This is a genomic window from Arthrobacter sp. MDT2-3 (genome assembly GCF_059090465.1).
In genome coordinates this window covers 371667-398569 of the sequence record NZ_JBNHFS010000004.1, presented here as the reverse complement: position 1 = coordinate 398569, position 26903 = coordinate 371667, and the positions used below count along the sequence as shown (strand labels likewise).

24 protein-coding genes are annotated in these 26903 nt (G+C 65.0%); 7 read left to right on the top strand and 17 right to left on the bottom strand.

Going from position 1 to position 26903, the window contains the following annotated elements; all coding sequences use genetic code 11:
• The first annotated feature begins 146 nt into the window (after nt 1–146).
• From dnaK to AC5RUQ_RS14590, 5 genes are all read left to right on the top strand, one after another.
• Nucleotides 147–2024: a molecular chaperone DnaK gene (gene dnaK / locus AC5RUQ_RS14610; RefSeq protein ID WP_493948047.1), complete on the top strand. Its 1878-nt coding sequence runs from the start codon at nt 147–149 to the stop codon at nt 2022–2024.
• A gap of 2 nt (nt 2025–2026) precedes the next feature.
• Nucleotides 2027–2716, top strand: a complete 690-nt coding sequence (locus AC5RUQ_RS14605; protein WP_493948046.1) for a nucleotide exchange factor GrpE — start codon at nt 2027–2029, stop codon at nt 2714–2716.
• Nucleotides 2717–2987: 271 nt separating this feature from the next.
• The gene (locus tag AC5RUQ_RS14600; protein ID WP_493948045.1) at nt 2988–3959 is read left to right on the top strand and encodes a DnaJ C-terminal domain-containing protein; all 972 of its coding nucleotides are present in this window, start codon (nt 2988–2990) and stop codon (nt 3957–3959) included.
• A 13-nt stretch (nt 3960–3972) separates the two neighbouring features.
• The gene (locus tag AC5RUQ_RS14595) at nt 3973–4398 is read left to right on the top strand and encodes a heat shock protein transcriptional repressor HspR (RefSeq protein ID WP_493948044.1); all 426 of its coding nucleotides are present in this window, start codon (nt 3973–3975) and stop codon (nt 4396–4398) included.
• A gap of 195 nt (nt 4399–4593) precedes the next feature.
• Entirely contained in the window at nt 4594–4980 is a 387-nt protein-coding gene (locus AC5RUQ_RS14590) for a hypothetical protein (RefSeq protein WP_493948146.1), read from the top strand.
• A 56-nt stretch (nt 4981–5036) separates the two neighbouring features.
• Here AC5RUQ_RS14590 and AC5RUQ_RS14585 read toward each other — a convergent pair whose 3' ends face one another.
• The 8 genes from AC5RUQ_RS14585 to AC5RUQ_RS14550 form a co-directional block, all read right to left on the bottom strand.
• Nucleotides 5037–6446, bottom strand: a complete 1410-nt coding sequence (locus AC5RUQ_RS14585; RefSeq protein WP_493948043.1) for an aldehyde dehydrogenase family protein — start codon at nt 6444–6446, stop codon at nt 5037–5039.
• Nucleotides 6447–6614: 168 nt separating this feature from the next.
• Nucleotides 6615–6896: a hypothetical protein gene (locus AC5RUQ_RS14580; protein ID WP_493948042.1), complete on the bottom strand. Its 282-nt coding sequence runs from the start codon at nt 6894–6896 to the stop codon at nt 6615–6617.
• A gap of 28 nt (nt 6897–6924) precedes the next feature.
• On the bottom strand, nt 6925–7740 hold the full coding sequence (locus tag AC5RUQ_RS14575) for an HpcH/HpaI aldolase family protein (RefSeq protein WP_493948041.1): 816 nt from the start codon (nt 7738–7740) through the stop codon (nt 6925–6927).
• Nucleotides 7725–8510 (bottom strand): 2-oxo-hept-4-ene-1,7-dioate hydratase, encoded by a 786-nt coding sequence (hpaH, locus tag AC5RUQ_RS14570; RefSeq protein WP_493948040.1) that lies wholly within the window; start codon nt 8508–8510, stop codon nt 7725–7727. Before hpaH ends, AC5RUQ_RS14575 begins: the two co-directional genes overlap by 16 nt.
• 2 nt (nt 8511–8512) lie before the next feature.
• Nucleotides 8513–9592 (bottom strand): 3,4-dihydroxyphenylacetate 2,3-dioxygenase, encoded by a 1080-nt coding sequence (gene hpaD, locus AC5RUQ_RS14565; RefSeq protein ID WP_493948039.1) that lies wholly within the window; start codon nt 9590–9592, stop codon nt 8513–8515.
• A gap of 42 nt (nt 9593–9634) precedes the next feature.
• Entirely contained in the window at nt 9635–11173 is a 1539-nt protein-coding gene (gene hpaE / locus AC5RUQ_RS14560; protein ID WP_493948038.1) for a 5-carboxymethyl-2-hydroxymuconate semialdehyde dehydrogenase, read from the bottom strand.
• Between the two features lie 14 nt (nt 11174–11187).
• A complete protein-coding gene (locus AC5RUQ_RS14555; RefSeq protein ID WP_493948144.1) occupies nt 11188–11850 on the bottom strand; it encodes a GntR family transcriptional regulator in 663 nt (220 codons plus the stop codon).
• Nucleotides 11851–11854: 4 nt separating this feature from the next.
• Nucleotides 11855–13315 carry a fumarylacetoacetate hydrolase family protein gene (locus tag AC5RUQ_RS14550; protein WP_493948037.1) on the bottom strand — a complete coding sequence of 487 codons (1461 nt, stop codon included), beginning with the start codon at nt 13313–13315 and terminating at the stop codon, nt 11855–11857.
• Nucleotides 13316–13536: 221 nt separating this feature from the next.
• Here AC5RUQ_RS14550 and AC5RUQ_RS14545 point away from each other — a divergent pair, with 221 nt between their 5' ends.
• On the top strand, nt 13537–15447 hold the full coding sequence (locus AC5RUQ_RS14545) for an FAD-binding monooxygenase (RefSeq protein WP_493948036.1): 1911 nt from the start codon (nt 13537–13539) through the stop codon (nt 15445–15447).
• On the opposite strand, the gene AC5RUQ_RS14540 is transcribed toward AC5RUQ_RS14545, so the two are convergent.
• From AC5RUQ_RS14540 to AC5RUQ_RS14530, 3 genes are all read right to left on the bottom strand, one after another.
• Complete coding sequence (locus AC5RUQ_RS14540) at nt 15432–16286, bottom strand: prephenate dehydratase (RefSeq protein WP_493948035.1); 855 nt, start codon at nt 16284–16286, stop codon at nt 15432–15434. The two genes, AC5RUQ_RS14545 and AC5RUQ_RS14540, sit on opposite strands and share 16 nt — an antisense overlap.
• Before the next feature lie 100 nt (nt 16287–16386).
• The gene (locus AC5RUQ_RS14535; protein ID WP_493948034.1) at nt 16387–18282 is read right to left on the bottom strand and encodes an alpha-amylase family glycosyl hydrolase; all 1896 of its coding nucleotides are present in this window, start codon (nt 18280–18282) and stop codon (nt 16387–16389) included.
• A 98-nt stretch (nt 18283–18380) separates the two neighbouring features.
• Complete coding sequence (locus tag AC5RUQ_RS14530) at nt 18381–19037, bottom strand: AmiS/UreI family transporter (protein WP_493948033.1); 657 nt, start codon at nt 19035–19037, stop codon at nt 18381–18383.
• A gap of 198 nt (nt 19038–19235) precedes the next feature.
• On the opposite strand from AC5RUQ_RS14530, the gene gdhA reads away from it, so the two are divergent.
• Complete coding sequence (gdhA, locus tag AC5RUQ_RS14525) at nt 19236–20573, top strand: NADP-specific glutamate dehydrogenase (protein ID WP_493948032.1); 1338 nt, start codon at nt 19236–19238, stop codon at nt 20571–20573.
• A gap of 38 nt (nt 20574–20611) precedes the next feature.
• Here gdhA and AC5RUQ_RS14520 read toward each other — a convergent pair whose 3' ends face one another.
• The 6 genes from AC5RUQ_RS14520 to AC5RUQ_RS14495 form a co-directional block, all read right to left on the bottom strand.
• Entirely contained in the window at nt 20612–21673 is a 1062-nt protein-coding gene (locus AC5RUQ_RS14520; protein WP_493948143.1) for an alanine racemase, read from the bottom strand.
• Between the two features lie 138 nt (nt 21674–21811).
• Nucleotides 21812–22543, bottom strand: coding sequence for a hypothetical protein (locus tag AC5RUQ_RS14515; protein WP_493948031.1), 732 nt, complete (start codon nt 22541–22543; stop codon nt 21812–21814).
• Complete coding sequence (locus AC5RUQ_RS14510; protein WP_493948030.1) at nt 22540–23472, bottom strand: carbohydrate ABC transporter permease; 933 nt, start codon at nt 23470–23472, stop codon at nt 22540–22542. The genes AC5RUQ_RS14515 and AC5RUQ_RS14510 overlap by 4 nt, the downstream gene beginning before the upstream one ends.
• Nucleotides 23472–24407, bottom strand: a complete 936-nt coding sequence (locus AC5RUQ_RS14505; RefSeq protein WP_493948029.1) for a carbohydrate ABC transporter permease — start codon at nt 24405–24407, stop codon at nt 23472–23474. The genes AC5RUQ_RS14510 and AC5RUQ_RS14505 overlap by 1 nt, the downstream gene beginning before the upstream one ends.
• Before the next feature lie 118 nt (nt 24408–24525).
• On the bottom strand, nt 24526–25806 hold the full coding sequence (locus tag AC5RUQ_RS14500) for an ABC transporter substrate-binding protein (protein ID WP_493948028.1): 1281 nt from the start codon (nt 25804–25806) through the stop codon (nt 24526–24528).
• Nucleotides 25807–25862: 56 nt separating this feature from the next.
• Nucleotides 25863–26876 (bottom strand): hydroxyacid dehydrogenase, encoded by a 1014-nt coding sequence (locus AC5RUQ_RS14495; RefSeq protein WP_493948027.1) that lies wholly within the window; start codon nt 26874–26876, stop codon nt 25863–25865.
• Nucleotides 26877–26903: the final 27 nt, after the last annotated feature.

The following is a 26903-nucleotide window of genomic DNA, read 5'->3' as shown; positions in this document are numbered from 1 at the left end:
CCGGCCAACCCGCCACTGCCCAGAACAAAGTTGAGCGTACTCCACTCAACTTGGATTGACATCGCTGGCGCCCTGAGTAAAGTTGAGTGCAGAACGCTCAATCATCAGGGCGCCAGTAAGTTTCCAAGGAAAGAAGGAAGCAACACATGTCACGTGCAGTAGGTATCGACCTCGGAACCACCAACTCCGTCGTCTCCGTTCTCGAAGGTGGCGAGCCCACCGTTATTGCCAACGCCGAGGGTGGCCGCACCACGCCGTCGGTCGTTGCATTCTCCAAGTCCGGCGAGGTCCTGGTTGGCGAGATCGCCAAGCGCCAGGCCGTCAACAACATCGACCGCACCATCGCCTCGGTCAAGCGCCACATGGGTACCGGCTGGACCGTGGGCATCGACGAGAAGAAGTACACCCCGCAGGAAATCTCCGCGCGCATCCTCATGAAGCTGAAGAACGACGCCGAGTCCTACCTGGGTGAAAAGGTCACCGACGCTGTGATCACCGTTCCGGCGTACTTCAACGACGCCGAGCGCCAGGCCACCAAGGAAGCCGGCGAAATCGCCGGCCTGAACGTCCTCCGCATCGTCAACGAGCCCACCGCGGCCGCATTGGCCTACGGCCTGGACAAGGGCAAGGAAGACGAACTCATCCTGGTCTTCGACCTCGGCGGCGGTACCTTTGACGTTTCCCTGCTGGAAGTCGGCAAGGACGAAGACAACTTCTCCACCATCCAGGTGCGCGCCACGGCCGGTGACAACCGCCTGGGCGGCGACGACTGGGACCAGCGGGTTGTTGATTACCTGCTGAACCAGCTCAAGGTCAAGGGCATCGACCTGTCCAAGGACAAGATCGCCCTGCAGCGCCTCCGCGAAGCAGCCGAGCAGGCCAAGAAAGAACTGTCCTCCTCCACCAGCACCAACGTCTCCCTCCAGTACCTGTCCGTCACCCCCGACGGCCCGGTCCACCTGGACGAGCAGTTGACCCGCGCCAAGTTCCAGGACCTCACCAAGGACCTGCTGGAGCGCACCAAGAAGCCGTTCCACGATGTGATCAAGGAAGCCGGCATCAAGCTCTCCGACATCAACCACATCGTCCTGGTCGGTGGCTCCACCCGTATGCCCGCAGTCTCCGAGCTGGTCAAGGAACTCGCCGGCGGCAAGGAGCCGAACAAGGGCGTCAACCCGGATGAGGTTGTGGCCGTTGGCGCAGCCCTGCAGGCCGGCGTGCTGAAGGGTGAGCGCAAGGACGTCCTCCTGATCGACGTCACCCCGCTGTCCCTCGGTATTGAAACCAAGGGTGGCGTGATGACGCACCTGATCGAGCGCAACACCGCAATCCCCACCAAGCGGTCCGAGACCTTCACCACCGCTGACGACAACCAGCCGTCCGTGGCCATCCAGGTCTTCCAGGGCGAACGCGAGTTCACCCGCGACAACAAGCCGCTGGGTACGTTCGAGCTGACCGGCATCGCCCCGGCTCCGCGCGGCGTTCCGCAGGTCGAGGTCACCTTCGACATTGACGCCAACGGCATCGTCCACGTTTCCGCGAAGGACAAGGGCACCGGCAAGGAGCAGTCCATGACCATCACGGGCGGTTCCAGTCTCTCCAAGGAAGACATCGACCGCATGGTCAAGGATGCCGAGGAGCACGCAGCCGAGGACAAGGCCCGCCGCGAGGCAACCGACACCCGCAACACCGCTGAGCAGCTCGCCTACTCCGTGGACAAGCTCATCGCCGACAACGCCGACAAGCTGCCTGAAGAGGTCAAGACCGAGGTCCAGACCGACGTCGACGACCTCAAGAAGGCCCTCGAAGGCACGGACGACGCCGCTGTGAAGGCCGCCTTCGAGAAGCTGCAGGCTTCCCAGGGCAAGCTGGGCGAGGCCATCTACGCCCAGTCCGGTTCTCCCAACGGCGCGACCGGTGCCGCAGGTGCTGAAGGCGCCGCTGGTGCCGCAGGCGGGGAGAAGGCTGCCGACGAGGACATCGTCGACGCCGAGATCATCGACGAAGACGAAGCGAAGAAGTAGCCATGCCGCACCACGGTAACGAGGAAGAGCACATCTCATCCGCGCGCCAGGAGCAGCAGGGCAACGGCCACCAGGAACCGGTCATCCGGGACAACCGCAAGGTTGACCCGGTGACCGGGCAGGCCCGGCACCCTGAGGGCGCCGAGTCGGCCCCGGGCGACGGTTCCGAAGTGGACTCCGACGGCGACGCGCTCGCCCAGGCCGAGGAGATCCTCAACGGCATCGAAGTGCCGGCCGAGGAATCCGTGGCCCAGGGGGTTCCGGCAGGCTCCACCACCGCAGAGGCGGCCGAGCTGAAGAACGACCTCCTCCGGCTGCAGGCTGAGTACGTCAACTACCGCAAGCGCGTTGAACGCGACCGGGCCGTGGCAGGGGAGATGGCCGTCATCGGCGTCCTGAACTCCCTGCTTCCGGTCCTGGACGACGTCGACGCCGCCCGGCAGCACGGCGACCTCGCCGACGGCCCCTTCGCTGCGATCGCCACCAAGCTGGAGAACGCACTGAAGACCTACGGCCTGGCACGCATCGATGAGACCGGCGTGGAGTTCGATCCCACGATCCACGAGGCCCTCATCCAGCAGCCCGGCGAGGACATCGAAGTTGACACCGTCAGCCAGGTTCTCCGTTCCGGCTATAAGTCAGGCGACCGCGTCCTCCGTGCCGCACAGGTGATCGTGGCCGTTCCGGCCTGATGGTCACCAAGGCGCTACGCCGGATATGGGGCGGTGCCCGCTCCGCGGTGCCCTCCACACCGCCGCCCCATATCCGGCCTCCGCGTCGGCGGTGATCTCGCCTAAGGTGAGGTAATCACAAAGCTCGGAGCGGTACAGGGGCCCCGGGAGTGGCATCGGGCCTGCCGGAGCGTGGTGGCTTGGTCCGACAGGACCGAGCCACCACGCGTAGGGGCGGGGGCCCCTGTACCGCGGAGAGCTGTTAGTTAGAAGACTTTGAAAGGAAACGCCATTGGCTAGCCAGGATTGGGTGGACAAGGACTTTTACGCGATCCTTGGTATCGCCAAGGACGCTTCCGACGCCGACATTAAGAAGGCTTATCGGAAGCTGGCCAGGCAGCACCACCCTGATACGAACTCGGGGAACTCTGCTTCCGAGAAGAAGTTCAAGGACATCTCCGAGGCCTACTCTGTACTTTCCGATCCCGAAGAGCGCCAGCAGTATGACGCCATCCGGGCCATGGGCGGCGGAGCACGTTTTGCTCCGGGCGGTGCCGGTGCGGGCAACGGGGGATTCGAGGATATGTTCGGCGGCCTGTTCACGGGCAACACCGGACGCCACGCTGGCGGGTTCAACCCCTCCTCCGGCGGTATCCCGCCGGAGTTCGCCGATCTGTTCGGCGGCGGGTTTGGGCAGACGGGTTTCCAGCGGACCCCGCAGAAGGGCGCTGACCGTACTGCCTCCACGAGTATTTCCTTTGCGGGTTCGATCCGCGGCACCACCATCGGGCTGCGGGAACCCAGCGGTGAGGTCATCGATGTCCGTGTGCCCGCCGGCATCAAGGACGGCCAGAAAGTCCGCATCCGCGGCAAGGGCCAGCCCGGCGCCGCCGGCAACGGTGACCTGGTGGTGTCCGTTTCCGTCCAGCCGCACCCGTTCTACACGCGCGACGGCGACAACCTGCGCATCCACGTTCCCGTCACCTTCCCCGAGGCTGCCCTGGGCGCCGACATCGAAGTGCCCACCATCGAGGGCGAAAAGGTGCGGGTCCGCGTTCCGGCCGGGACGCCGTCTGGCCGTACCCTCCGCGTTAAGGGCAAAGGCGTGAAGACGTCCAAGGGGACCGGTGACCTGTTGGTGACCATCGACGTCGCCGTTCCCAAGAACCTGAACAAGGAAGCCGAAGCCGCGGTCAAGGCGTTTGCCGATGCCACGGCGGGAGCTGATGTCCGTGAGGGCCTGGCCGCCAAGGCCCGGCTTTAGCAGCGGGTGAGCCATGGACATCAACTCAGACCAGCCGATCTTTGTGATCTCGGTGGCGGCTGAACTGGCGGACATGCACCCCCAGACACTTCGGCAGTACGACCGGCTGGGCATCGTCTCGCCCAGCCGCGCGCCCGGCAAGTCCCGCCGCTACTCGCAGCGTGACATCAACATGCTGCGCGAGGTGCAGCGGCTGTCGCAGGAAGGCGTGTCGCTCGAAGGCATCAAGCGGATCCTGGAACTCGAAAACCAGGTGGCTGCACTCCAGCACCGTGTAGCAGAACTGGCTGAGGAACTCAGCCGGCGCCCGCAGCCTTTCGATTCCCGGATCTTTGCGGCGGGCGCAGCGGGGGACGTAGTGAGCCTGGCACGCGGCCAGCGCCCCCGTCCCCGCTCGCAGGCTGTGGTGCTCTGGCGGCCCCGCGCGATCGGACAGTAGCTCCTCCTTCGGCTCCGGCCTGAATTAGAGTACTCACTACTCGTGACGGGACAGCCCCCGGAAACTTGAATGGAACCACTGCTGCTGGATCAGCAGCAGTGGTTCCAAGTTTCTGGGGGTTTTCATGTTTGGTACTCATGGGCGGACGCCCGCCTTTTGTCGCTCACGCCACGGGGACCACCGGTGAGCCCGGGGATGGAAGCGGTCGCCTCATTCAGCGGCTCGATTCCCGGCCAGATCCTGTTGGCACTCGGACAAACCGTCGTGGTGGTGTGCGTCTGCTTCGACATGGTGCGCGCGCTGTCCGTGCCGCGGTCGCACCGGCGATTTGTGGCGAGCACCGTCTTCCGGACCCTGGCCGTCCCGTCCATCATCGCCAACGGCGTGACCGTCCTGATTGCCCTGGTGCTGGCGTCCTGGATCGACGTGGTGATGGGCATCTTCGTGCTCATGGCCATCATCTTCCGGCTGCACCACGACAAGGACGAGGACAACTGGTGGAAGGGCAAGGGCAAGAAGCTCGCCCGCTGGGCCCGCCGACAGCTCGGCGGGCGGACCGCCGCCGCCCCAGCCATGGGGTAGGCGGCTGCGCCAGGCCTCGGGCGCGGGCCCTTGGGGCAGCGGCGTCCGGGCTGGGCTTAGCCGTTGATGACCTGGGGTATGCCGAGGGCTTTGAGGCCTTCGACGCCGAATTCGACGCCGTAGCCGGACTGCTTGGCGCCGCCGAAGGGGATGCGGGGGTCGACTGCGCCGTGGCGGTTGATCCAGACGGTGCCGGCCTGGATGCGGGCTGCGACGCCGCGGGCTGCTTCCAGGTTGGGGGACCAGACCGAGGCGCCGAGGCCGACGTCGAGCCCGTTGGCCTTCTCCACCGCTTCGTCGATGCTGCTGTAGCGGATGATCGGCAGGGCGGGCCCGAACTGCTCCTCGACGACGAGCGGGTTGTTGTTGTCGATGTCCGCCACCAGGGTGGTGGGATAGAAGAACCCGGGCTGGCTGGTGTCCGGGTTTCCGCCGAGCAGGATGCGGGCGCCGGAGTCCTTGGCGGCCTGGACGAGGTTGGCGACGACGTCGTACTGTGCCTTGTTCTGCAGGGGGCCCAGGACGTTGTTCTCGTCGAGGCCGTTGCCCATGGGCATCGTCTTGGCGACGGCCACGAGTTCCGCGCAGACGGCGTCGTAGATGTCGTCGTGGACGTAGAGGCGCTTCAGGGCTGCGCAGGTTTGGCCGGTGTTCAGGAATGCGCCCCAGAAGATGTCTTCGGCGATGGCTTTGGGGTCGGCGTCAGGAAGGACGATGCCGGCGTCATTCCCGCCCAGTTCCAGGGTGAGCCGCTTGACGGTGTCCGCGGAGGATTTGATGATGGCGCGGCCGCCGGCGGTGGAGCCGGTGAACATGATCTTGCCGATCGCCGGGTGGTTGGTGAGGCGTGCGCCGACTTCCCGTCCGCAGGAAACGGCGGTAAGGATGCCGTCAGGGAGTTCCTCGTTGAGGACCTTGACCAGGGCCAGGACGGAGAGCGGGGTGTTGCCGGACGGTTTGACCACAACGGCATTGCCCATCCGCAGGGCCGGGGCGAGCTGCCAGACGGCGATCATCATGGGCCAGTTCCACGGGCCAATCGCACCCACGACGCCGATGGGCCGGTAGTGCAGCTCCGCACGGGTCTCACCATCATCAACGATGGTTTCAGGCTCCAACGGCAGGCTGGCCGTGGCCCGCAGCCAGGCCACGCAGGCACCCACTTCGAAGCGGGCATTGGGGCCGTTCAGCGGCTTGCCCTGCTCACGGGAGAGCAACTGGGCGAGTTCCTCGGCGGACCGTTCGACGGCGTCGGCTGCTTTCAGGAGCGCGGCGGACCGGGCATCGTGGCCCAAAGCAGCCCAGGCGGGCTGGGCAGCCTGCGCGCCGGCGACTGCCTGCTCGAGGTACTCAAGGTCATGAACGGGTGCCTCCCCCACAGCCTCGCCCGTCGCGGGATCAAAAATTGTCCGGCCGGTGCCGGCAGCGGGGGCAATGGACGCGAGAAGTGCATCGTAGGTTTCCAAGGGATACTCCACTTCGAGTAGCAAGGACGCCAGCCGGTCGGCGTAGCGGGTTGCTCCCAGTCTGGTTGACGGGCAGGGCCGGAGGCTTGTCTTTATGCGCAGGACAGTTGGAGCAGAGAGAACGCTCAAGCGTGACGCAGGCATGCTGTCCGGAACACCGGCGGGATGTCAGTTGGTATAGGGGTCGGTGATGCCGATGTATTGGGTGGTGGCGCAGGAGCCGGTTGAAGTAGCGGCTGTAGAGGTAGGACGCGAGGCCGTATTCGCTGGCGTTGGCCAGCCGGACCGCATCTGCTTCAGCGTCCAAAGCGGCGATGGCGTCATCGCTGGTGCCGGAGGCGAAGGTGGCGAGTACCGCCCGGTGGCGGGATCGTGCACGTCGAATGTGCCGCCGTCGGACGCTTCCCGCTCCGGTGAGATGGCAGGGGGCAGCGCAGACGTAACTGTCATTGAAAAAGCGTCCCTGGGAAGGGAAGGATCAGTAGCTGGCAGGGGTGTCGCCGCCTGGCTTCTGGATGTATCGCTTCGCGAGGGCTTCGGAGCCTCTCGCTAAAAGGGCGACGTCGGCGCCTACGAGGATGAAGTTGGCGCCGACGTCCAGGTAGTGGCGGGCGGTGTCGGGGTTGAAGGCGTTGACGCCGGCCGGTTTACCGGCCGCCTTCGCGGTGGTGAGGCAGTGTTCGACGGCGGCGCGCACTTCGGGGTGTTCCTGCTGGCCGAGCAAGCCCATGGACGCGGCGAGGTCGGAGGGCCCGATGAAGACAGCGTCCACGCCGTCGACTTTCAGGAGGTCCTCGACTGCCTCTACCGCGGAGGTGGATTCAATCTGGACGGTAACGCTGATGGTCTCGCTGGCCCGGGCCAGGTAGTCCGGGACCCGGTTCCACCGGGCGGCGCGGGCCAGCGCCGAGCCGACCCCGCGGACGCCGTGGGGCGGGTAGCGCGTGGCAGCCACCGCAGCCTCTGCCTCGGCCACGGAGTTGACCATGGGGATGAGGAGGTTCTGCACGCCCAGGTCCAGGTACTGCTTAATGACCACGGTGTCGTTCACGGGCGGCCGGACCAGGGTGTGGACCGGGTAGCCGTGGATGGCCTGGAGTTGGGCGAGGATGGATTCGAGCCCATTGGGGCTGTGCTCGGCATCGACCAGGAGCCAATCGAGGCCGGAGCCTGCACAGATCTCGGCGATCAGCGGGCTGCCGGAGCACACCCACATCCCGGCAAGGGGCCGGCCTGCTACACCCTTTTGCGCAGCCAGGGCGTCGCGGAAGGTGTCTTCTATTCGAAGCGGCATGTGACACTCCCCAGGGGTCCGTAGTCTGCGTGGACAGTATCGCCCTTGTACACCCAGAGGGGGCGGGTGAAGGAGCCGGCGAGGATGATGTCCCCGGCCTTGAGCGAATCGCCATGGGCGGCGATCTTGTTGGCCAGCCAGTGCACCCCGTTGGCCGGGTGGTCCAGCACGCCGGCGGCCACCCCGGTTTCCTCCACGGTCTGGTTCTTGTAGAGGATGGCGGAGACCCAGCGGAGGTCCACGGCGTCGGGCTTCACCGGACGGCCGCCGATCACCATGGCGCCCATGGCGGCGTTGTCGGAGATGGTGTCCACGATGGTCCGGCCCTCCATTTCGATCCGGGAGTCCAGGATCTCGAGGGCCGGGACCACGTAGTCGGTGGCGTTCAGGACATCGAAGATGGTGACGCCGGGTCCTTTGAGCCCGTCCTTGAGCACGAAAGCCAGCTCCACCTCCACCCGCGGGTGGGTGTACTGATCCCACTCCACCGAGCAGCCGGTCTCCAGCACCATGTCATCGAAAATGGCGCCGTAATCCGGCTCGGTGATGCCGGTGGCGTCCTGCATAGCCTTGGACGTGAGGCCGATCTTGCGCCCCACCAGGGTCCGGCCGGCTTCCTCGTTGCGGCGCCGCCACAACTGCTGCACCGCATAGGAGTCCTCCACGGTCATGTGCTGGTAGCGGGCAGTCAGGCGGGGAACCGGGGTGCGGGTGCGGCCGGCTTCCAGCAGCTCGTCCGCGATGGCCTCAATCGTCTTGGCATCCAGCATGACTACAGCTGCGCTCCGAGCTTGAAGCCCTCAGCCCCGGCTGCTTCGCTGGGCCGGGTGTAGGAGAAGCCGTCGGCGCCGACGGTGACGGCCATCTCGGACTTTTCCTCGCGTTCGATGACGGGTTGGGGGTTGCCGTCCAGGTCCAGGACGAGGGAGGCTTCGGTGTACCAGGACGGGACCACGGGGTTGCCCCACCAGTCGCGGCGCTGGTTGTCGTGGACGTCCCAGGTGATGGTGGGGTTGTCGGGGTCGCCGGTGTAGTAGTCCTGGGTGTAGATCTCGATGCGGTGTCCGTCCGGGTCCAGGATGTAGAGGTAGAAGGCGTTGGAGACGCCGTGCCGGCCGGGGCCGCGTTCGATCCGGTCGCTGATGCGCAGGGCGCCCATTTTGTCGCAGATCTGGATGATGTTGTGCTTCTCGTGCGTGGCGAACGCAACGTGGTGCATGCGGGGTCCGTTGCCGCCGGTCAGCGCCGTGTCGTGGACCGTCTGTTTGCGGTGCATCCAGGCGGCGTAGGTGACCCCGTCGGAGTCCTTGATGTCTTCGGAGACGCGGAAGCCGAGGTCCTCGAGGTAGGCGCGGCCGCGGGGGACGTCCGGGGTGACCTGGTTGAAGTGGTCCAGGCGGACCAGTTCGCCGGCGGAGTAGAGGTCGTAGCGCTGGGTGAGGCGTTCGACGTGCTCCACGTCGTAGAAGAACTCGTAGGGGAAGCCCAGCGGGTCCTCGACGCGGACGGAATCGCCCACTCCCTTGGTGAAGCCTTCCTTGCGGCGCTCCACCCGGCAGCCCAGCTCGCGGTAGTAGGCCTCGGCGGCGTCCACCTCGGCGGGGGACTTCACCCGGTAGGCGAACGCTGCGACGGCGGCGACGGGTCCCTTGCGGAGCACCAGGTTGTGGTGGATGAACTCCTCCAGGGAGCGCAGGTAGATCGCGTTCTCGTCCTCTTCGGTGACGTGCAGGCCCAGGACGTCCACGTAGAACTCGCGGGACTTGGCGAGGTCGGTGACCACGATCTCCATGTAGGCGCAGCGGACGATATCCGGGGCCGGGACGGTGGGGGTGGGAACAAAATTGGTCATGATGGTCTCTCTTCTTTGAGCAGTTTCTACGTAATTAAGGGGTTAGCCTTCGTTGGCCAGGGAGGCTTCGATGCTGCCGAACTTGGGGGTGTGGACGGTGCCGAGGGTGATGTGCACTGCCTGCTGATCGGTGTAGAAGTCGATGGAGCGGTAGCCGCCCTCGTGGCCGAGGCCCGAGGCCTTGACGCCGCCGAACGGGGTGCGGAGGTCGCGGACGTTGTGGCTGTTCAGCCACACCATCCCGGCTTCCACGTTCTGGGAGAAATTGTGGGCGCGGGTCAGGTTCTGGGTCCAGATGTAGGCAGCCAGGCCGTACTTGGTGTTGTTCGCCAAAGCCAGCGCTTCGTCGTCGTTCTCGAAAGGCGTGATGGCCACGACGGGGCCGAAGATCTCCTCCTGGAAGATCCGCGCGTCGGGGGCGACGTCGGCGAACACCGTGGGGGCGATGTAGTTGCCCTCGGGCAGGTGGTCCGGGCGGCCGCCGCCGGCCATGAGCCGGCCTTCGGACTTGCCGATCTCCACGTAGGAGGCCACCTTCTCGTAGTGCTCCGGGTGGACCAGGGCACCCACCTGGGTCTTGGGATCGTGCGGGTCCCCGACAACGATGTTCTTTGCCCGGGCGGCGTACTTCTCGCAGAACTCGTCGTAGATGGCGCGTTCGACCAGGATGCGGGAGCCGGCGGTGCAGCGCTCACCGTTGAGGGAGAAGACCCCGAACAGGGCCGAATCGATGGCGGCGTCCAGGTCGGCGTCGGCGAAAACGACGCACGGGGACTTGCCGCCGAGCTCCATGGAGAGGCCCTTGAGGTTCTCAGCCGCGTTGCGGAAGATCGTCTGCCCGGTGGTGGTCTCGCCGGTGAAGGAGATCAGCGGAACGTCCGGGTGCTTCACCAGGGCGTCGCCGGCTTCCTCGCCCAGGCCGTTGACCAGGTTGAAGACGCCGTCGGGCAGGCCGGCGTCCTTGAAGATGGTGGCCCACAGCGACGCTGACAGCGGGGTGAACTCGGCGGGCTTGAGGACCACGGTGTTGCCGGTGGCCAGCGCCGGTGCAAGCTTCCACGACTCCAGCATGAACGGGGTGTTCCATGGGGTGATCAGGCCGGCGACGCCGATCGGCTTGCGGTTCACGTAGTTGATCTGGGAACCGGGGACCTTCATGGCGTCATCGAACTGGGCCACGATCAGGTCCGCGAAGAACCGGAAGTTCTCGGCCGCGCGCAATGCCTGGCCCTTGGCCTGGGTGATGGGCAGGCCGGTGTCGAAGGTTTCCAGCTCGGCGAGCCGGGCTTCCTGCGCCTCGACGGCGTCGGCGATTTTGTTCAGGACGCGGGCGCGTTCGCGGGGCTTCATCTTCGGCCACGGGCCGTTGACGAAGGCTTCGCGGGCGGCGGCGACGGCGAGGTCGATGTCCTCTTTCTGGCCGGCCGCGGCGGTGGCGTAGTTCCGGTTGGATACCGGGTCCAGGACGTCGAAGGTCTTGCCGCCCACGGAGTCAACGAACTGGCCGTTGATGTAGTGCTGGATGTGGGTGGGAAGATCCTGCGGCACGTAGTGCGTGGCGGTTTCTGCAGAGGTCGTCATCGTTGAAGTCCTTACTAGTGCTTGGCTTGGGCGAGGTAGGCGTCCAGGGTGGCGGAACGGTGCAGGCGGGCTGCCTTTTCGATCGAGTCGGCGTCTGCTCCGGTTTCGATGAGCTGGAGCAGTGCCTCGTGTTCGTCCACGGAGTCGCGGGCGCGGCCGGGGACGAAGCGGAAGGTGGAGGACCGCAGTGCTGCGAGCCGGTTCCAGCCGCGGTGCACGAGGTCCAGGATGTGCGGGTTGGGGCAGTGCTCGAACAGGACGCTGTGGAAGTCCTGGTTGAGCCGGGTGAAGCGGACGGGGTCAAAGTGGTCCAGGCATTCGCGCATTTCCGCGTTCACGGCGCGGGCCCTGGCAATGGCCACCGAATCGATCAGCGGGGCGGACAGCGCAGTGGCGGCGCCTTCCACGATGCTCAGGGTCTGCATGGTGTAGAGGTATTCGGTGGGATCGATGCCGGCCACGGTGGCGCCGACGTTGCGTTCGAACGTCACCAAGCCCTCCGCCTCGAGCCGGCGGATGGCCTCCCGGACCGGGACAACGCTAAAGCCCAGGTCCTTGGCGATAATGCTCAGCACCAACCGGTACCCGGGAGTGTAGGTCCCCTCGATGATCCTGGATTTAACGGCCTGGTAGGCCTGTTCGGACTTGCTGCCGGGGGCAGCGGCAAGCTCAACCATTGCTTCAGTCACCAGCGTTGCCTGCCTTCCATTCCTTGTACCTTGCCTGCCACTCCGCGTTCATGGGGTAGAGGCCGTCCACGCTGTTGCCCTGCTTGACCATCTCGAAGATGAAGGTTTCTTCCTGCTCCTGCGTAATGCAGTCGTCCACCAGTTCCTCCGCGATGGCCGGCGGGATGACCAGGATGCCGTCGGAGTCCGCCACGATGATGTCGCCGGGCTGGACGGTGGCACCGCCGCAGGCGATGGTGATGTCTGTGTCCCAGGGGATGTGGCGGCGGCCCAGCACGGCCGGGTGCGGGTTGGCGAAATAGGTGGGCATCTCCAGGCCTGCCACGGCGGTGTAGTCGCGGACGCCGCCGTCGGTGATGATCGCCGCGGCGCCGCGCACCTGGGCGCGCAGGGCCAGGATGTCACCCACGGTGCCGGTGCCTTTTTCGCCGCGGGCTTCCATCACCAGGATTTCACCCTCGTTGACCGAGTCGATGGCGCGCTTTTGTGCGTTGAACCCGCCGCCGTGGATTTTGAACAGGTCCTCGCGGTTGGGAACATAGCGCAGGGTCCGGGCCAGGCCCACCACGCGCCGGTCCGGGCGGGTGGACTGCAGCCCGTCGATGCTGACGTTGTTAAGGCCGCGCTTGCGCAGCTGCGAGGACAGGGTAGCCGTGGCCACGCTTTCCAGCTTGGCCTTCAGCTCCGGGGTCAGGACACTTGCTGCCTCGGGCAGCCCGGCGGCCTCGCGGGACCCCCACGCCTCCTCCCGCTGCAGGTCATCAACCTTGGGCCCGGCACCGAATTCCGCGAACGGCGTCGTGCCTTCCTCCACCCGGGTGACCAGGCGGCCCGTGGTGAGGTCTCCTGCGGTGACCTCCACTTCGAGCACGTCCCCGGGTTTGGCGACGGACGCGCCGGCCGGGGTGCCGGTGAGGATAATGTCCCCCTCCTCAAGCGTCAGCAACTGGGACAGGTCCGCCACCAGCCGGGCGAACGGGAAGAGCAGGTCCTCCGTGGTGTCGTCCTGGACCATCTCGCCGTTGTGCCAGGTGCGGATGCGCAGTTTGGCGGGGTCGACGGCGTTTGCCGGGATCAGTGCCGGGCCCACCGGTGTGAACCCGTCCCCGCCCTTGGACCGTAGGTTGGAGCCCTTGTCCGCGTAGCGCAGGTCGTAGACGCCCAGGTCGTTGCTGGCAGTGACGGCGGCAACGTGGCTCCACGCGTCCTCCATGCCTACCCGGCGGGCGGCCTTGCCGATGACCAGGGCGATCTCGCCTTCGTAGCCGAGAAGTTCGCAACCCGCAGGGCGTTCGACGGCGTTGCCGGTAAGGGAGAGCGACGAGGACGGCTTGAGAAAGTAGGACGGCTGGGATGGTGTGCGTCCCCGCTGTGCAGCGCGGCTGGGGTAGTTGATGTGCACCGCGATCACCTTCCGTGCCGCTGCGAGGATGTCCTCTTTGACCTGCTCCAAAGCCGCTCCTTGTGAAGTACGAAATCGTATACGATCAGCTTCGCTCCGCGCGCCGCTGTTTGTCAAGCCCTTTTTTCGCGGCGAAATTGCGGCTCTTGTCGTCCGCATCACACGTGGCGTACAGTGTTTCTCCACAGCGTGGTTTTCTCATATGGAAACCGAAATTCTATTATCGAACACACAATCCGGCCCACCAGCCACACAACGAAGTGAGGATTCCCGTGCAGTTTCACCACCACGGTTACGTATCCGGAGACCCGCGGGTAAAGCCTGCGGCCGGCGTTGGGCTCACCCGCCCCGAGGAACTCCCGGAGGACGTCGATGTGCTGATTGTTGGTACCGGACCTGCGGGAATGGTGGCTGCGGCCCAGCTTTCGATGTTCCCGGATATCAGCACACGGATCATCGAACGCCGCCCGGGCCGGCTTGCTATCGGACAGGCCGACGGCATCCAGGCGCGCAGCGTCGAAACCTTCCAGGCCTTCGGATTCGCCGAGCGCATCATCGCCGAGGCCTACCGCATCACCGAGATGGCGTTCTGGAAGCCGGATCCTTCGGACCGCAGCCGCATCATCCGGACTGCCCGCACTCCTGATGACCCCACGGGCATCAGCGAGTTCCCCCACCTCATCGTCAACCAGGCCCGGGTCCTGGATTACTTCGCCGAATACGCCGCCAACTCACCCACCCGGCTGAAGCCAGACTTCGGGTACGAGTTCCAGTCGCTCAGCATTCAGGACGGTGGGGAATACCCTGTCACCGTGACGCTCCTGCACACCTCCGGTCCGAATGAGGGCCAGGAACGCGTGGTGCGCGCCAAATACGTGGTGGGTGCCGACGGCGCGCGGAGCAAAGTGCGCGCAGCGATTGGCTGCACGCTCGCCGGAGACCAGGCCAACCATGCCTGGGGCGTCATGGATACCCTGGCCGTCACCGACTTCCCCGACATCCGCACCAAGTGCGCCATCCAGGGCGAAAAGGGCAGCATCCTGCTGATCCCGCGGGAAGGCGGCCACTTGTTCCGTATGTACGTGGACCTGGGTGAGGTGGATCCCGCGACGCATCACGCCGTACGCAACACCACTATCGAGCAGATCGTCCACAAGGCCAATGAAATCCTCCACCCCTACACCCTGGACGTGCGGAATGTAGCGTGGCACAGCGTCTACGAAGTGGGGCACCGCCTCACCGACAGGTTCGACGACGTCCTGCCGGAGGACCGCGGCACCAGGACTCCGCGAGTGTTCATCACCGGCGACGCCTGCCACACTCACAGCGCCAAGGCCGGGCAGGGCATGAACGTTTCGATGCAGGACGGCTTCAACATTGCCTGGAAGCTTGGGCACGTGCTTGAGGGGCGCAGTCCGGAAAGCCTGCTTTCCACCTACTCCGCCGAGCGCCAGGTGGTGGCAAAGAACCTCATCGACTTCGACAAGGAATGGTCCACCATGATGGCCAAGAAGCCCGAGGAGTTCGAAAACCCCTCGGACCTCGAGGACTTCTACGTGCGCACCGCAGAGTTCCCGGCCGGATTTATGACCGAGTATGCGCCGTCCATGCTGGTGGCCCCCGCCAAGCACCAGGCGCTGGCCACGGGCTTCCCGGTGGGCAAACGCTTCAAATCGGCACCCGTGGTGCGCGTGGGCGACACCAATCCGATCCACCTCGGCCACCACGCCACGGCCGACGGGCGGTGGCGCATCTACGTCTTCGCGGACGCAGCCCCTGCCGGTTCGCACTCAGCTGTTGTTGACTTCGCCGAGTGGATCGCACACTCGCCGGACTCGCCTCTGGCCGCGACGCCGTCGGGCGCTGACCCTGACGCCTGGTTCGACCTGAAGGTGATCTACCAGCAGCCGCACACGGCCGTGGACATAGGACAGGTTCCCGCCGTTTTCAAACCGCAGGTGGGCCCGTTCAAGCTGACCGACTACGAAAAGGTGTACGCCACCGATCCCGGCGCCGACATCTTCGAGCTCCGAGGCCTGGACCGCGGCGGTGTGGTTGTGGTGGTGCGCCCAGACCAGTATGTTGCCAACGTTCTGCCACTCACCGCGACGGCCGAGCTCGGCGGGTTCTTCTCTGCCCTCCTGAAGCCGCGCCAGTCCTCGGATCATCAGCTGACGGTCTGAGCAGTCCTGTACTCCGCGGCGGCATAGACCCCAAGGATCCGCACCTCGGTGGTGAAGAAGTCCAGTTCCTCGAGGGCCAGCTTCAGCGGCAGGTCCTCGGGGTGGCCTTCGACGTCGGCCATAAACATGGTGGCCGCAAACTCGTTGCCCACCATGTAGCTTTCCAGTCGCGTCATGTTCACGCCGTTCGTCGCGAACCCGCCCAGCGCCTTGTACAGGGCGGACGGGACGTTGCGGACGCGGAACACAAAGCTGGTGACCGCCGGTCCGGGCAACTCGTCCCGGGCCGGCAGCGCCGCTTCCCGGGCCAGGACCACAAAGCGGGTGGTGTTGGAAGGATCGTCTTCCACCCGCGACGCCAGCACTTCGAGGCCGTAAATCTGCGCGGCCAGCGGGGGAGCGAGGGAGAGCTTGCGGGGATCGTTCCACTCACTGACTTCGCGGGCCGACCCCGCAGTGTCGCCGGCGATCACGGGCTTGAGGCCGTGCTCGCGGATCAGCCTCCGGCACTGGCCCAGGGCATGGATGTGGCTGTGGACCTCGGTGGCGTCCTTGATGGTGCTGCCCGGGATGCCCAGAAGGTCAAAGTGGATGGGCAGGAAGTACTCGCCCACAATCTGCAGGTTGGACTGGGGCAGCAGGATGTGGATGTCCGCCACCCGGCCGGCAATCGAGTTCTCGATGGGAATCATGGCCAGGTCCGCCTCGCCGCTGGACACGAGCTCAAACGCATCCTCGAAGCTCGCGCAGGGCACGCTTTCCATGTCCGGGAACATCTGCTGGCACGCGATATTGGAGTTGGCGCCGGGTTCACCTTGGTACGCAATCTTGGAGGCCATGATCCGTATGGTTTCACGCCCCGCGCCTACGGTCCCAACTGGGTAGCGCCAAGTGTCGTTTTGGGTGGTCGAAACGTCATTTGGCGCTACCTAGTTGGGATTATGAGGGGGTGACGCGCAACCAGACATACTGGCGCGGTAGGAGCGTGACGCCCTCGTCCAGTTTCAGCTCGGCTTCGGAGAGGAGGTCGACGGCGGCGCTTGAGTATCCGGCAAAAATTTCCGCAGGCAGGGTCTGCGGCAGGTCGCTGAAGTTGGCCAGTGCCAGAACCCGGGTGCGCTGCCCGACCCGCTGGTAAGCAAGAATCCCGCGGTTGTGGGTGGCGAAGTCCAGCAGCCGGGTGCCGGCCAGTTCAGGAGTGCTCGCCCGGACCTCGATCATTCTTTTCAATCCCGCATAAACGGCGCCTTCGGGACTGGAAGGATCATGGCGGCGGGCGTACTGCTCCATGGGGTAGTACGGCCGGTGGACCCAGCGGCTGTCCGCCTCGTGCCCGGGCTCGGAGGCGTAGCTGTAGTCGTTCACCTGGCCCACTTCGTCGCCTAGGTACAACAACGGAATCCCGCCGGTGCTGAAGGCAACCGAGTGGGCAAGCAGGATCCGCTCCACCGCCTCAGCCGGGTCCACCTCCATTCCGCACAGTGACGCCGTCGTGCCTGAGATCCTGCAGTCGCCTGTCTTGGGGTTGTCTTGGAAGGGAACTCCGCGGGCGAAGCTGCCGGGGAAGCGGTTCACGTAGAAGGAGTTCAGGAAGCGGCGGTGGTCGAAGCCGTTGATGCCCAGCTCGGCAGCGTCCTCGTCGGCGAAGGTCCAGCCGATGTCGTCGTGGCTGCGGACGTAGTTCACCCAGGACGTGCCGTCCGGGATGTTGTGCCGGCGCTCGAGTGCCTGGGCCAGGAGCGAGGCGTCGCGGGTTGCAATGGATTCCCAGATCAGGGCCATTTGCAGGGGGTTGTAGGAAATCTGGCATTCGGCGGGGTCGATGTAGCGGGCCACCTCGTCAGGGTGCACGATGGCCTCGGATTTGAACAGCAGGGATGGCGCCGCCAGCCGGCACACCGCATTGAAAGCCTGCAGCAGCGTGTGGGCTTCGGGAAGGTTTTCGCAGGGGGTGCCCAGCTGCTTCCAGATGAAGGCGACCGCGTCCATACGCAGGATGTCCACGCCCTGGTTGGCCAGGAACAGCATTTCGCCGGCCATGGCGCGGAAAACGTCCGGGTTGGAGTAGTTCAGGTCCCATTGGTAGGTGTGGAACGTGGCCCAGACCCAGCGGCCGTCCTCCATTTGAATGAAGGACCCCGGGTGGTTCTCGGGGAAGATTTCCCGGACGTTCTGTTCGAAGGCGTCCGGCATGCTGCGGTCCGGGAAGATCCAGTAGTAGTCGCTGAACTCGGGATCGCCGGCAGCGGCGCGCCGGGCCCACTCGTGTTCATCGGAGGTGTGGTTGAAGATGAAGTCAACCACCAGGCTGATCCCGTTGGCCCTCAGCTCCGCCGCCAGATCGCGGAGCTGTTCCATGGTGCCCAGCTTTGGGTTCACCTCCCGGTAGCTGGAGACGGCGTAACCGCCGTCTGAATGCGGCTCCGGTGCCAGGAACAGCGGCATGAGGTGAAGGTAGGTGAGGCCGAGTTCCTTGAAGTACGGGATGCGGCTCCGGACTCCTTCCAGGTTTTCGGCGTACCGGTCAACGTAGCAGACGCCGCCCAGCATGTTGTTGGCCTGGAACCAGCCGGGGTTCGCCTCCCGCTTGGCGTCGATGGCCTTCAACCCTGCCGGGCGGTCCTGCCAGGAGCGGGCGCACTGCAGGACGAGGGCCGTGAGCTGGTCCGCCCAATCGCTGCGGGACCCGTACAACGAATGGAAAAGGCGGTGCAGGTCAGGGAAATGCCGGTGGAACCGCTGCTCAAAGTCGGCTCCTGGTTCGATGCCGGCCTTGGCCATAGCTTCGACGGCGTGCTGCCGAACCATGTCGTCCACACCGACGAATTCCTGCATCACGGACCCCTTCCGACTGCCGGCCGGCTCATCCGGCAGGCACTGTTATCGGAGTATCCCATGCTGCGCTGCGCGGGTACGGCCGACGGCGACGCCGTTTACCGCGGAGCGGTTGTTCCGTTCCGGGCCTGCAGGTGCTCCGCGTGGATACCCTGTGCCCGAGTGTGCCGGGCCTGCGTGCGCCTGGCCAGTACGCCGGCAGCAAGGAAAAGCCCCGTCAATAAAACCGCCGCCCCGGCAGCAGCCCGAACGGTGTTTGGCCACCATCCGGCGATGCCCAGGACGGCCGGGACGGTGGCCGTGGCCTGGCTGGCCAGAACAAGCGCCCAGCCGGTGAATACGTCCACTTGTGCCAGGCCCAGGGCCATCGATACGAACAACAGCGCCCACAGTGCGGACCAGCCGAGCCACAGGACAGCAAGCAGCGGATCGTCGCGGAGCCAGGCGGCCGCCAGGAGCAGGCCGACCAAGGCCACCATGCCGCAAAACCAGCCAAGCCCTTTCGAGCCGAGGCCAAGTATCACGTCCAGCCCGGCATACGCGTACGTCAACCCAAAGAGGACCATGCCGGCTGCACCCTTCAGCGTGCTTGCGCTGCCGTCCGCCCCCGTGACGTAACCGACGGCGAGGGACAGCTGGACGGACCCCACCACCAGACTGAGGACGGCTACATCCCGGCGGGGCAGGCGCCCCAGTGTGGCCAGCCCGTTGACGAGCAGCGCGGCGCCGGAAAGGAGGAGGCATAGATATGGCATCAGCGCACCCCGCGCCTGCGTAAGTTGCTGAGACTTCTCGTAAAGTGGAATTCACTTGTCACAATACGGACAATAGAGGGTAATTGCGACGCTACCTAACGGTCAATGGTCGTAATCGGATAAGTTGACGCGTAAAGTTTTGGGACGTTGCCGCCTCCGGGTGGGCCGCCCCTTGCCCGGCCACGTAAGGAAGAATTCATGGATGCACGACTCGAGGCCGTGAAGGCGATTGTCCTGGCCCGGAGCCCTGGTGAGGCAGAATTCCATCAGGCCATCACTGAAGTCTTTGAAAGCCTCGGCCCGGTCCACGACCGCCACCCCGAGTTCCTCGAAGCAGCCATCCTGGGTCGGCTCTGTGAACCCGAGAGGCAAATCATCTTCCGGGTTCCCTGGACAGACGACGAGGGCCGGGTGCAGATCAACCGCGGCTTCCGGGTCGAATTCAACTCCGCGCTGGGTCCCTACAAGGGCGGGCTGCGGTTCCACCCCTCGGTCAACCTCGGCATCGTGAAATTCCTCGGTTTCGAGCAGATCTTCAAGAACGCCTTGACCGGCATGCCCATCGGGGGCGGAAAGGGCGGCTCCGACTTCGACCCCCGCGGCCGCAGCGATGCCGAAGTCATGCGGTTCTGCCAGTCCTTTATGACTGAGCTCTACCGCCACATCGGGGAGTACACCGATGTCCCGGCAGGCGACATCGGGGTGGGCGGGCGCGAAATCGGCTACCTGTTCGGCCAGTACAAACGCATCACCAACCGCTATGAATCCGGTGTGCTCACCGGCAAGGGCATTTCCTGGGGCGGATCACTGGTCCGGCCGGAGGCAACCGGCTTCGGTACGGTCATCTTCACCAACGAAATGCTCAAAACCCGGGGGTTGTCCTTCGACGGGCAGCGGGTTGTGGTTTCGGGGTCCGGGAATGTGGCCATCCACGCCATCGCCAAGGCACAGGACTTGGGCGCCACGGTGGTGGCGTGCTCGGACTCCAGCGGCTACATCGTTGACGAGGGCGGGATCGACGTTCCGCTGCTGCGCGAGATCAAGGAAGTGCAGCGCGGCCGGCTCAAGGAATACGCCAACCGCAAGCCCGGCGCCCAGTACTTCGAGGGCGGTTCGGTCTGGGATGCGGGCGCCACGGTAGCCCTGCCCTGCGCGACCCAGAACGAGCTCGACGGCGCTGCTGCCGCCGCCCTGGTCAGCGGCGGTGTGCTCGCTGTGGGTGAAGGGGCAAACATGCCCAGCACTCCCGATGCGGTGTCCGTTTTCCAGCAGGCCGGCGTGCTCTTCGGCCCCGGCAAGGCAGCCAACGCCGGCGGGGTGGCCACCTCCGCTTTGGAAATGCAGCAGAACGCCAGCCGCGATTCCTGGTCCTTCGAGCACACCGAGCAGCGCCTCACCGAGATCATGGTGGGTATCCACGATGTCTGCGCCGCCACGGCGGAAGAGTATGGTGCGCCCGGGGATTACGTACTTGGCGCGAACATCGGCGGATTCGTGAAGGTGGCAGACGCCATGCTCGCGCAAGGGCTGATCTAGCAGGCACCCGCACGACGGGTGCTCTGCCGTTTGGCGGGCTACTTGTTCTTTCCCCGGGCTGCCACGCTCCACCGGTCCACGAGTTGTCCCTGCCTTACGACGGCAACCTCGTCAACGAGGTTGATGGCCAGGCATACATGGTTGGGGATGACCCGCAGCCGGGTGCCGACGGGTGGCGGCGCGCCGCCGTCGTTCCATTCCACGGTGGCGTGGTGTTCGGAGAGGGCGGTGACCCTGGCTCCGGGGTGGTCGATCAAGCGGCCATATCCACTTGCCCAGGCCGGGCGGTCGCTGCCCAGGATCTTGCTGCCGGCGTCAACGATAAAGCGCGAAGGGGTGCCCGGCGGAGTGGTGTGATGGCTGACCACCGTGGTTGCCACCGTGAGGGAAATGTCTTCAAGAGCGCAGCGGCCCAGCTCGAATTGCTGGGCGTCACCAAACACGTAGACTCCGGGCCGCACTTCGGTGGCAACGGAACCCTCGGTGAGCAGTGCCGTGGGGGTCGATCCGCCGCTTCGGACCTTCGCCTCGAACCCTGCCGCCGCAAGGACTTCTGCCGCTTGCTTCAGTGCTGCCTGCTCCTGCGCCGCCGCCTCGGCGGGCATCCCCGGGGCGTAGCTGTGGCCCGGGAAGGTGAACACGCCTGCCACCCGCAAACCGGCGTCGAAGGCTGCCCGGGCCACCTTTGCCGCCGCTTCCGGCGGGACACCGCTGCGGTGGTGGCCGCTGTCGATCTCCACCAGCACGGCCACGTCCCCGGCCTGGCCGCCTAGGCCGGCCCCAAGCACCGCCGCGCCGGATGCGGAGTCCACACCTACTGAAATTGCTGCCGTTGCCGCCAGCCGCCGGAGGCGCCCGGCTTTTTGGGGCGAGAGCCACAGTGGGTAGGCAATGAAGATGTTGTCTACACCCCGCGACGCAAACACCTCCGCCTCGCCGATGGTTGCCACTGTCAGCCCGGCAGCACCAGCCGCGAGCTGCCGGGCAGCGATTTCGGGGATCTTGTGGGTCTTGGCATGCGGGCGCAGGGCCAGGCCTTTTGCCTGGACGGCCCGGGCCATTTTGGCGATGTTCCGGTGCAGGACATCGACGTCCACCATGATTTCCGGTGTATCAATGTCCGGGGGAATGATTGCGGCATCGGCATCGGCATCCTCGGATCCCAGCCATGGCTCGTTATGGTCAACACTCTTTGGCACCGCAGCCGCTCCTGCACGTCGTTCGCTGATATTCCGAAGCTACCCTACGGAACCCCCGCGCAGCACGGCGTGGAAGGCGTAGGCGGCGTTGCTCCAGACCACGAACAGCAGCGGCGCCGGTGCAAGGGCCACGCCCAGGACCGGCTGGAGCAGTGCCGCCGAGACGATGATGCCGAGCAGCACCAGCATGGCAAGGCTGAGGTACCAGCGCTGGACGCACAGGTAGAGGGATGCTTTGAGCAGGCTCTTGAGCCCTGCGTCCGGGAGCAGCACGGTCCCGGCGAGGGCCAGCACTGCCACGCCGACAACGACGGCCGCCGCCACCACGATGACGGGAACCAGCACTGCCCCGGCGGGCAGCGACTGGACAATCATGAGGTCGACGCCGAGAAAAAGGAGGGCGGCGACGGCTGCCGACCCCAGCGGGGCTGCCCGCCGGAAGCTCCGCCTGTACCCGCGGAGGAACGCGACCACGGGCCTAACGGCAGTGCCGTCGTCGTTGAGTGCCTGAAACGCGGTGAACAGGCCGGCGAGCGACGGCGGCACTGTCACCGAGAGGGCCAGGAAAAACGGCCAGGCCGCGAAGGGATCCGCCACCAGGGCGAGGCAAAGGACCAACGGAGCGTTGGCCAGGGCCAGCAGGACGTTCCCGGCGAGGAACGTGTACACGAAGCCGAAGATGCTGCCGAAGGTGTCAAACCCCAGCCCGGAATTCCACCCCGCCCTCCGGCGCCGCTGCGGCCCTGCCAGGTCCTTCTGCACGGTGGTCATCCCTTCATGCCGCTCGTCGCTATGCCCTGGATGAAGTAGCGCTGCCCCACCAGGAAAATGAGGAGGATGGGGATCACGGAGATCACGGAGCCGGTCATGATCATGGCGTATTCGGCGTCGAACTGGCCCACGAAGGAGCGGAGCCCAAGCTGGACGGTCCAGAGCCGGTTGCTGGTGAGGTAGATGAACGGGCCCATGTAGTCGTTCCAGGTGTTAACGAACGTCAGCAGCGCCAGGCTGGCCAGGGCCGGTTTGGACAGCGGCAGGATGACGCGCGCCCAAATCCCGTACTCGCTCAGGCCGTCGATGCGGGCAGCTTCACACAGTTCATCGGGAATGGTCATGTAGTACTGGCGCATCAGGAACACACCGAAGGCGCCGAACGCCTGGAGCAGGATCAGGGCGTTGAAGCTGTTGGTCAGGCCCAGGTTCTGCATCATGATGTACTGCGGCACCATGTACGCCTGCCAGGGCACGGCAATGGTGCCGATGTAGGCCAGGAAGAGGACGTCGCGGCCCGGAAAGCGGACCTTCGAGAAGCCATAGGCCGCCAGCGACCCGGTCAGGACCTGCAGGCAGGTGATGATGACTGCCAGGTACAGCGAGTTCTGCAGATACCCCATCATCGGAATCCGGGTCCAGATGTCGCTGTAGTTGCTCCACACGAACTCGGTGGGAATCCATTGGATGGGAACAGTAAGGACCTGGTTGTTCTCCTTCAGCGAGGAGGAGACCATCCAGATGAACGGCACCATCAGTGCCACCACCAGCACGGCCAGAACCGCGTAGATCACGACGTCGGTGGTGCGGGCCTTGCGTTCTCTCGTTGAGCGTTTGCGCTGCGAACGGCGGTGGTCTTCCGGAGTGGATGTGAGGCCGGTTCCGGCGAACGGTGCCTCGGCTTTGACGTCTTCGGCCATGTTGGTCATCAGCGTTCCCTCCGCTGTTGGATCTTGAACTGCAGGACGGTGACCGTCAGGACGATGAGGAACAGCACCAGCGAGATGGCGGACGAGTAGCCGAACTTCCCTTCGCCGATACCTTCCTGGTAAATGAGCTGGGACAGCACGGTTGTGGAGCGGCCCGGCCCGCCGTTGGTCATGACCACAATGAGGTCGAAGACCTTGAAGCTGGAGACTGTCAGCATCACCACCACAAAGAAGGTTGTGGGCCGCAGGGACGGGATGGTCACGTTCCAGAAGCGCTGCCATGCGCTGGCGCCATCCACCTCGGCCGCCTCATAGAGTTCTGCGGGGATGGCCTGCAGGCCGGCCAGGTACAGGACCATGTAGTAGCCCATGTCCCGCCAGACGCTGGTGATGATGACGGCGGGCATGGCCCAGTCGGAGCTGGAGGTCCAGCCGGGGGTCTCGGCGATGCCGATGGAGTTCAGGAACTGGTTGATGGGGCCGCTGTCCGGGCTGAACAGCATGTTCCAGACGACGGCGACGGCCACCAGGGAGGTGATGTAAGGGAAGAAGATGGCCACCCGGAAGAAGCCGATGCCCTTGAGTTTGCGGTTGAGGAGCATGGCCAGGAGCAGGGCCAATGCCATGGTGAGGGGGACGTGGCCCGCAGCGTAAACCACGGTGTTGCGCAGGGCCACCCAGAAGGTGTCGCTTTGGAACATTCGCTGGAAGTTCTCAAGCCCAACCCAGCGGGGCGCCGTGAACGAGGTCCATTCCATGAAGGAAAGTGCGAAGGCTGCGATAACGGGGATGAGCGTGAAGGCCAGGAAGCCCAGGAAGTTCGGCAGGATGAAGGTCCAGCCGATCAAGGTATTGCGCCGCGCCTGCTTGCGGTTGCCGCTGCCGTGCCGGGGCAATGCCGGGGCGGCAGCCGGCTCGAGTGTTTCAGTAGTCATGATGACCCGCTCCCGGAAACCGGGGGCGTTCCTCCAATTCAGGATCGGAAAGTTCTGGTTTCCCGGGCCGGCGCTGCCCGCTGGGGGACGCCGGCCCGGGGAAGGGCTACTGCCTGGCCTACTTGCCCAGGACCTCGCCCTTGACGCGCTTGCCCATTTCATTGACGCCGTCGGTGACAGAGCGCTCGCCGACCATGATCAGGTCATGTTCCTGGTTAAGGATTTTGTCCGTAGCTGCGGACTTATCGCTCACCGGCATTTCGAGGGCGGTTTCGTCCGGGGCGAAGGCCTCCTTGGACAGTTCGTCAGTGGGCAGGCCATCCAGCTTGAAGTACTCAGCGGTGACGGACTCATTCTGCAGCGCAGGGACAACACCGATCTTGGAGATTGCCTTGGCGCCCTCCTCGCCGGCGGCCCATTCGATGAACTTTTTGGCTTCATCGGAGTGGGCGGCGTTCTTGTTGACCGCGAAGGCCGTGGGGGAGCCGAAGGTGGTGACCTTGCCGTCCGCTTCCTTCTGCGGCAGCGGAGCCAAGCCCCAGTTGACGTTGGACTTGCCGTCCTTCTTGGCCTGCAGGATGCCGGCGATGTACCAGGTGCCCATGGGCATCATGGCCGCCTGGCCGGTTTCGAACATGGTGCGGTAGCTGGTCTTCTGGCTCTTGGCCGTTCCGAAGTCCAAGGTGGCGCCGCTCTTCTGCAGGTCCAGGGTGGTGTTGTACTGGTCCTCCATGAAGCTGTACTCGCCGCTGTTCTGGTCGGCGCTGTTCTGGGCGGCCGCGATGGCCTGAACCGTGGAGCGCCAGATGTGGTGGTACGTGCCGTAGACCTTCTTGCCGCCCGCTTCTGAGCTGAGCTGCTTGGCGATCTCCGCGTACTTCTCCCAGGTCAGATCCTTGGGATCTTCGATTCCGGCGGCCTTGAAGAGGTCCTTGTTGTAGTACAGCAGCCAGAAGTCCTGCCGGTAGGGTGCTGCGAAGTACTTGCCGTCAATGTCGAAGGCGTCAATGCCGGCGAGGTTGTCCTTGCCAACGGTGTCCACCACGCTGTTGATTTCCTGCAGCTGGCCGTTGTTGGCGTACCGGGCGTAGTCAATGACATTCTTCATGGTCAGGACATCAGTGGTGTCACCGCCGGCGAGCATGGTGGTGACCTTCTGCGGGTAGTCGTCAGCGAGGATGTCCACGGGCTCGATGTCCACGCTGGGGTTCGCGGCCTCGTAACTGTCAAACAGGGCCTTGAATTCCGGTGTGCCTTCATAGTTCCAGACGGAAACCGTCAGGCGGGTCTTGCCGTCCTGGCTTTGGGGCTCGGCAGGGCCTGCGGCACCCGCGCAACCGGTCAAGCCAAGCCCGGCCGTGACGGCCAGGGCGATGGCGGCGAGGGTTGTGCGCTTCATTGCGTTCTCCTTTGTAGGGTTCCAAGTTTGCCGTAATGGCGGTGGTTGTACTTTGGTCAGGCGCTGAGCGAGAGGTCCTCGTGGAGCACTTGGGCGAGGAGCTCCTGGCCGGTGAGGTACCGTTCCAGGTCGTCCAGGGCGGCGTCGGACATCCTCCGGGTTTCCGTTCCCAGCGAACCTGCGATGTGCGGGGTGATGATCACGTTGGGGAGGCCGTACAGCACGGAATCCGCGGGCAGGGGTTCCGGTTCGGTGACATCCAGCAGGGCCGTGATGCGTCCGGTGGCACACTCGTCTTCCAGGGCTTTGGTGTCCACCAGCGAACCCCGGGCTGTGTTGATAAGGGTGGCGTGGTCCTTCATGGCCTGCAATTCAGGGGCGCCGATCATGTGCCGCGTTTCAGGCAGGGCGGGGGCGTGGACTGTCACGACGTCAGAGGCCGACAGCAGCTCCTGCAGCGGAACGAGGCGCCCACCGGCGGCCGCCACGGCCCGTGGATCCGCATGAGGATCGCTGACCAGGCAGGTCACGTCCTGCAACTGCTGCACCAACTGCACCACCCGGCGTCCAATGCGCGAGAAGCCGATCACTCCGATGACCCGCCCGATGTTTCCCAGCTCCCCGCGCCGGGTACTGTAGCTCCAGTCCTCGCGGAAAGTGCGTGCGTCATTGGACAGTACGTGTGCCTTCTTCCCTGCCAGGATGATCGAGGCAAAGGTGAACTCTGCCACCGGGATGGCGTTCGCGTCCGCACCGTTGGTCACCAGAATCCCGCGCTCCCACAGTTCCTCACTCACAAAACTGCGGACCGTGCCGGCACAGTGGAAAACTGCCCGAAGCTTGGGCATCCGTTCCAGGCGTTCGGCGTCGAGCAGGGGAACGCCCCAGCTCGTCAAAAGGATTTCGACGTCGGAAAGCCGCTCCGTGAGCTCCGCACCATCGAGTGAATCCGTCCATGGGCTGGCCCCGAGGTCAACCACCTTTCCCAGCCTTTCCAGCCGGGTGCAATCAAATTGATCGGCAAAGGTTCCACTATTCATGACCAGCAGTGCCTTCGGCTTCAGTGACATCAGGGACCCTCCTTTCGCATTCTTGGC

Bases quoted from the DNA above. Each gene is read 5' to 3' on its own strand.
- dnaK (WP_493948047.1), top strand. From the start codon at position 147: ATGTCACGTGCAGTAGGTATCGACCTCGGAACCACCAACTCCGTCGTC.
- AC5RUQ_RS14605 (WP_493948046.1), top strand. From the start codon at position 2,027: ATGCCGCACCACGGTAACGAGGAAGAGCACATCTCATCCGCGCGCCAG.
- AC5RUQ_RS14595 (WP_493948044.1), top strand. From the start codon at position 3,973: ATGGACATCAACTCAGACCAGCCGATCTTTGTGATCTCGGTGGCGGCT.
- AC5RUQ_RS14590 (WP_493948146.1), top strand. From the start codon at position 4,594: ATGGAAGCGGTCGCCTCATTCAGCGGCTCGATTCCCGGCCAGATCCTG.
- AC5RUQ_RS14580 (WP_493948042.1), bottom strand. From the start codon at position 6,896: ATGACAGTTACGTCTGCGCTGCCCCCTGCCATCTCACCGGAGCGGGAA.
- AC5RUQ_RS14575 (WP_493948041.1), bottom strand. From the start codon at position 7,740: ATGCCGCTTCGAATAGAAGACACCTTCCGCGACGCCCTGGCTGCGCAA.
- hpaH (WP_493948040.1), bottom strand. From the start codon at position 8,510: ATGCTGGATGCCAAGACGATTGAGGCCATCGCGGACGAGCTGCTGGAA.
- hpaD (WP_493948039.1), bottom strand. From the start codon at position 9,592: ATGACCAATTTTGTTCCCACCCCCACCGTCCCGGCCCCGGATATCGTC.
- hpaE (WP_493948038.1), bottom strand. From the start codon at position 11,173: ATGACGACCTCTGCAGAAACCGCCACGCACTACGTGCCGCAGGATCTT.
- AC5RUQ_RS14555 (WP_493948144.1), bottom strand. From the start codon at position 11,850: ATGGTTGAGCTTGCCGCTGCCCCCGGCAGCAAGTCCGAACAGGCCTAC.
- AC5RUQ_RS14540 (WP_493948035.1), bottom strand. From the start codon at position 16,286: ATGGCCTCCAAGATTGCGTACCAAGGTGAACCCGGCGCCAACTCCAAT.
- AC5RUQ_RS14535 (WP_493948034.1), bottom strand. From the start codon at position 18,282: ATGCAGGAATTCGTCGGTGTGGACGACATGGTTCGGCAGCACGCCGTC.
- AC5RUQ_RS14530 (WP_493948033.1), bottom strand. From the start codon at position 19,037: ATGCCATATCTATGCCTCCTCCTTTCCGGCGCCGCGCTGCTCGTCAAC.
- gdhA (WP_493948032.1), top strand. From the start codon at position 19,236: ATGGATGCACGACTCGAGGCCGTGAAGGCGATTGTCCTGGCCCGGAGC.
- AC5RUQ_RS14520 (WP_493948143.1), bottom strand. From the start codon at position 21,673: ATGGTGGACGTCGATGTCCTGCACCGGAACATCGCCAAAATGGCCCGG.
- AC5RUQ_RS14515 (WP_493948031.1), bottom strand. From the start codon at position 22,543: ATGACCACCGTGCAGAAGGACCTGGCAGGGCCGCAGCGGCGCCGGAGG.
- AC5RUQ_RS14510 (WP_493948030.1), bottom strand. From the start codon at position 23,472: ATGACCAACATGGCCGAAGACGTCAAAGCCGAGGCACCGTTCGCCGGA.
- AC5RUQ_RS14505 (WP_493948029.1), bottom strand. From the start codon at position 24,407: ATGACTACTGAAACACTCGAGCCGGCTGCCGCCCCGGCATTGCCCCGG.
- AC5RUQ_RS14500 (WP_493948028.1), bottom strand. From the start codon at position 25,806: ATGAAGCGCACAACCCTCGCCGCCATCGCCCTGGCCGTCACGGCCGGG.
- AC5RUQ_RS14495 (WP_493948027.1), bottom strand. From the start codon at position 26,876: ATGTCACTGAAGCCGAAGGCACTGCTGGTCATGAATAGTGGAACCTTT.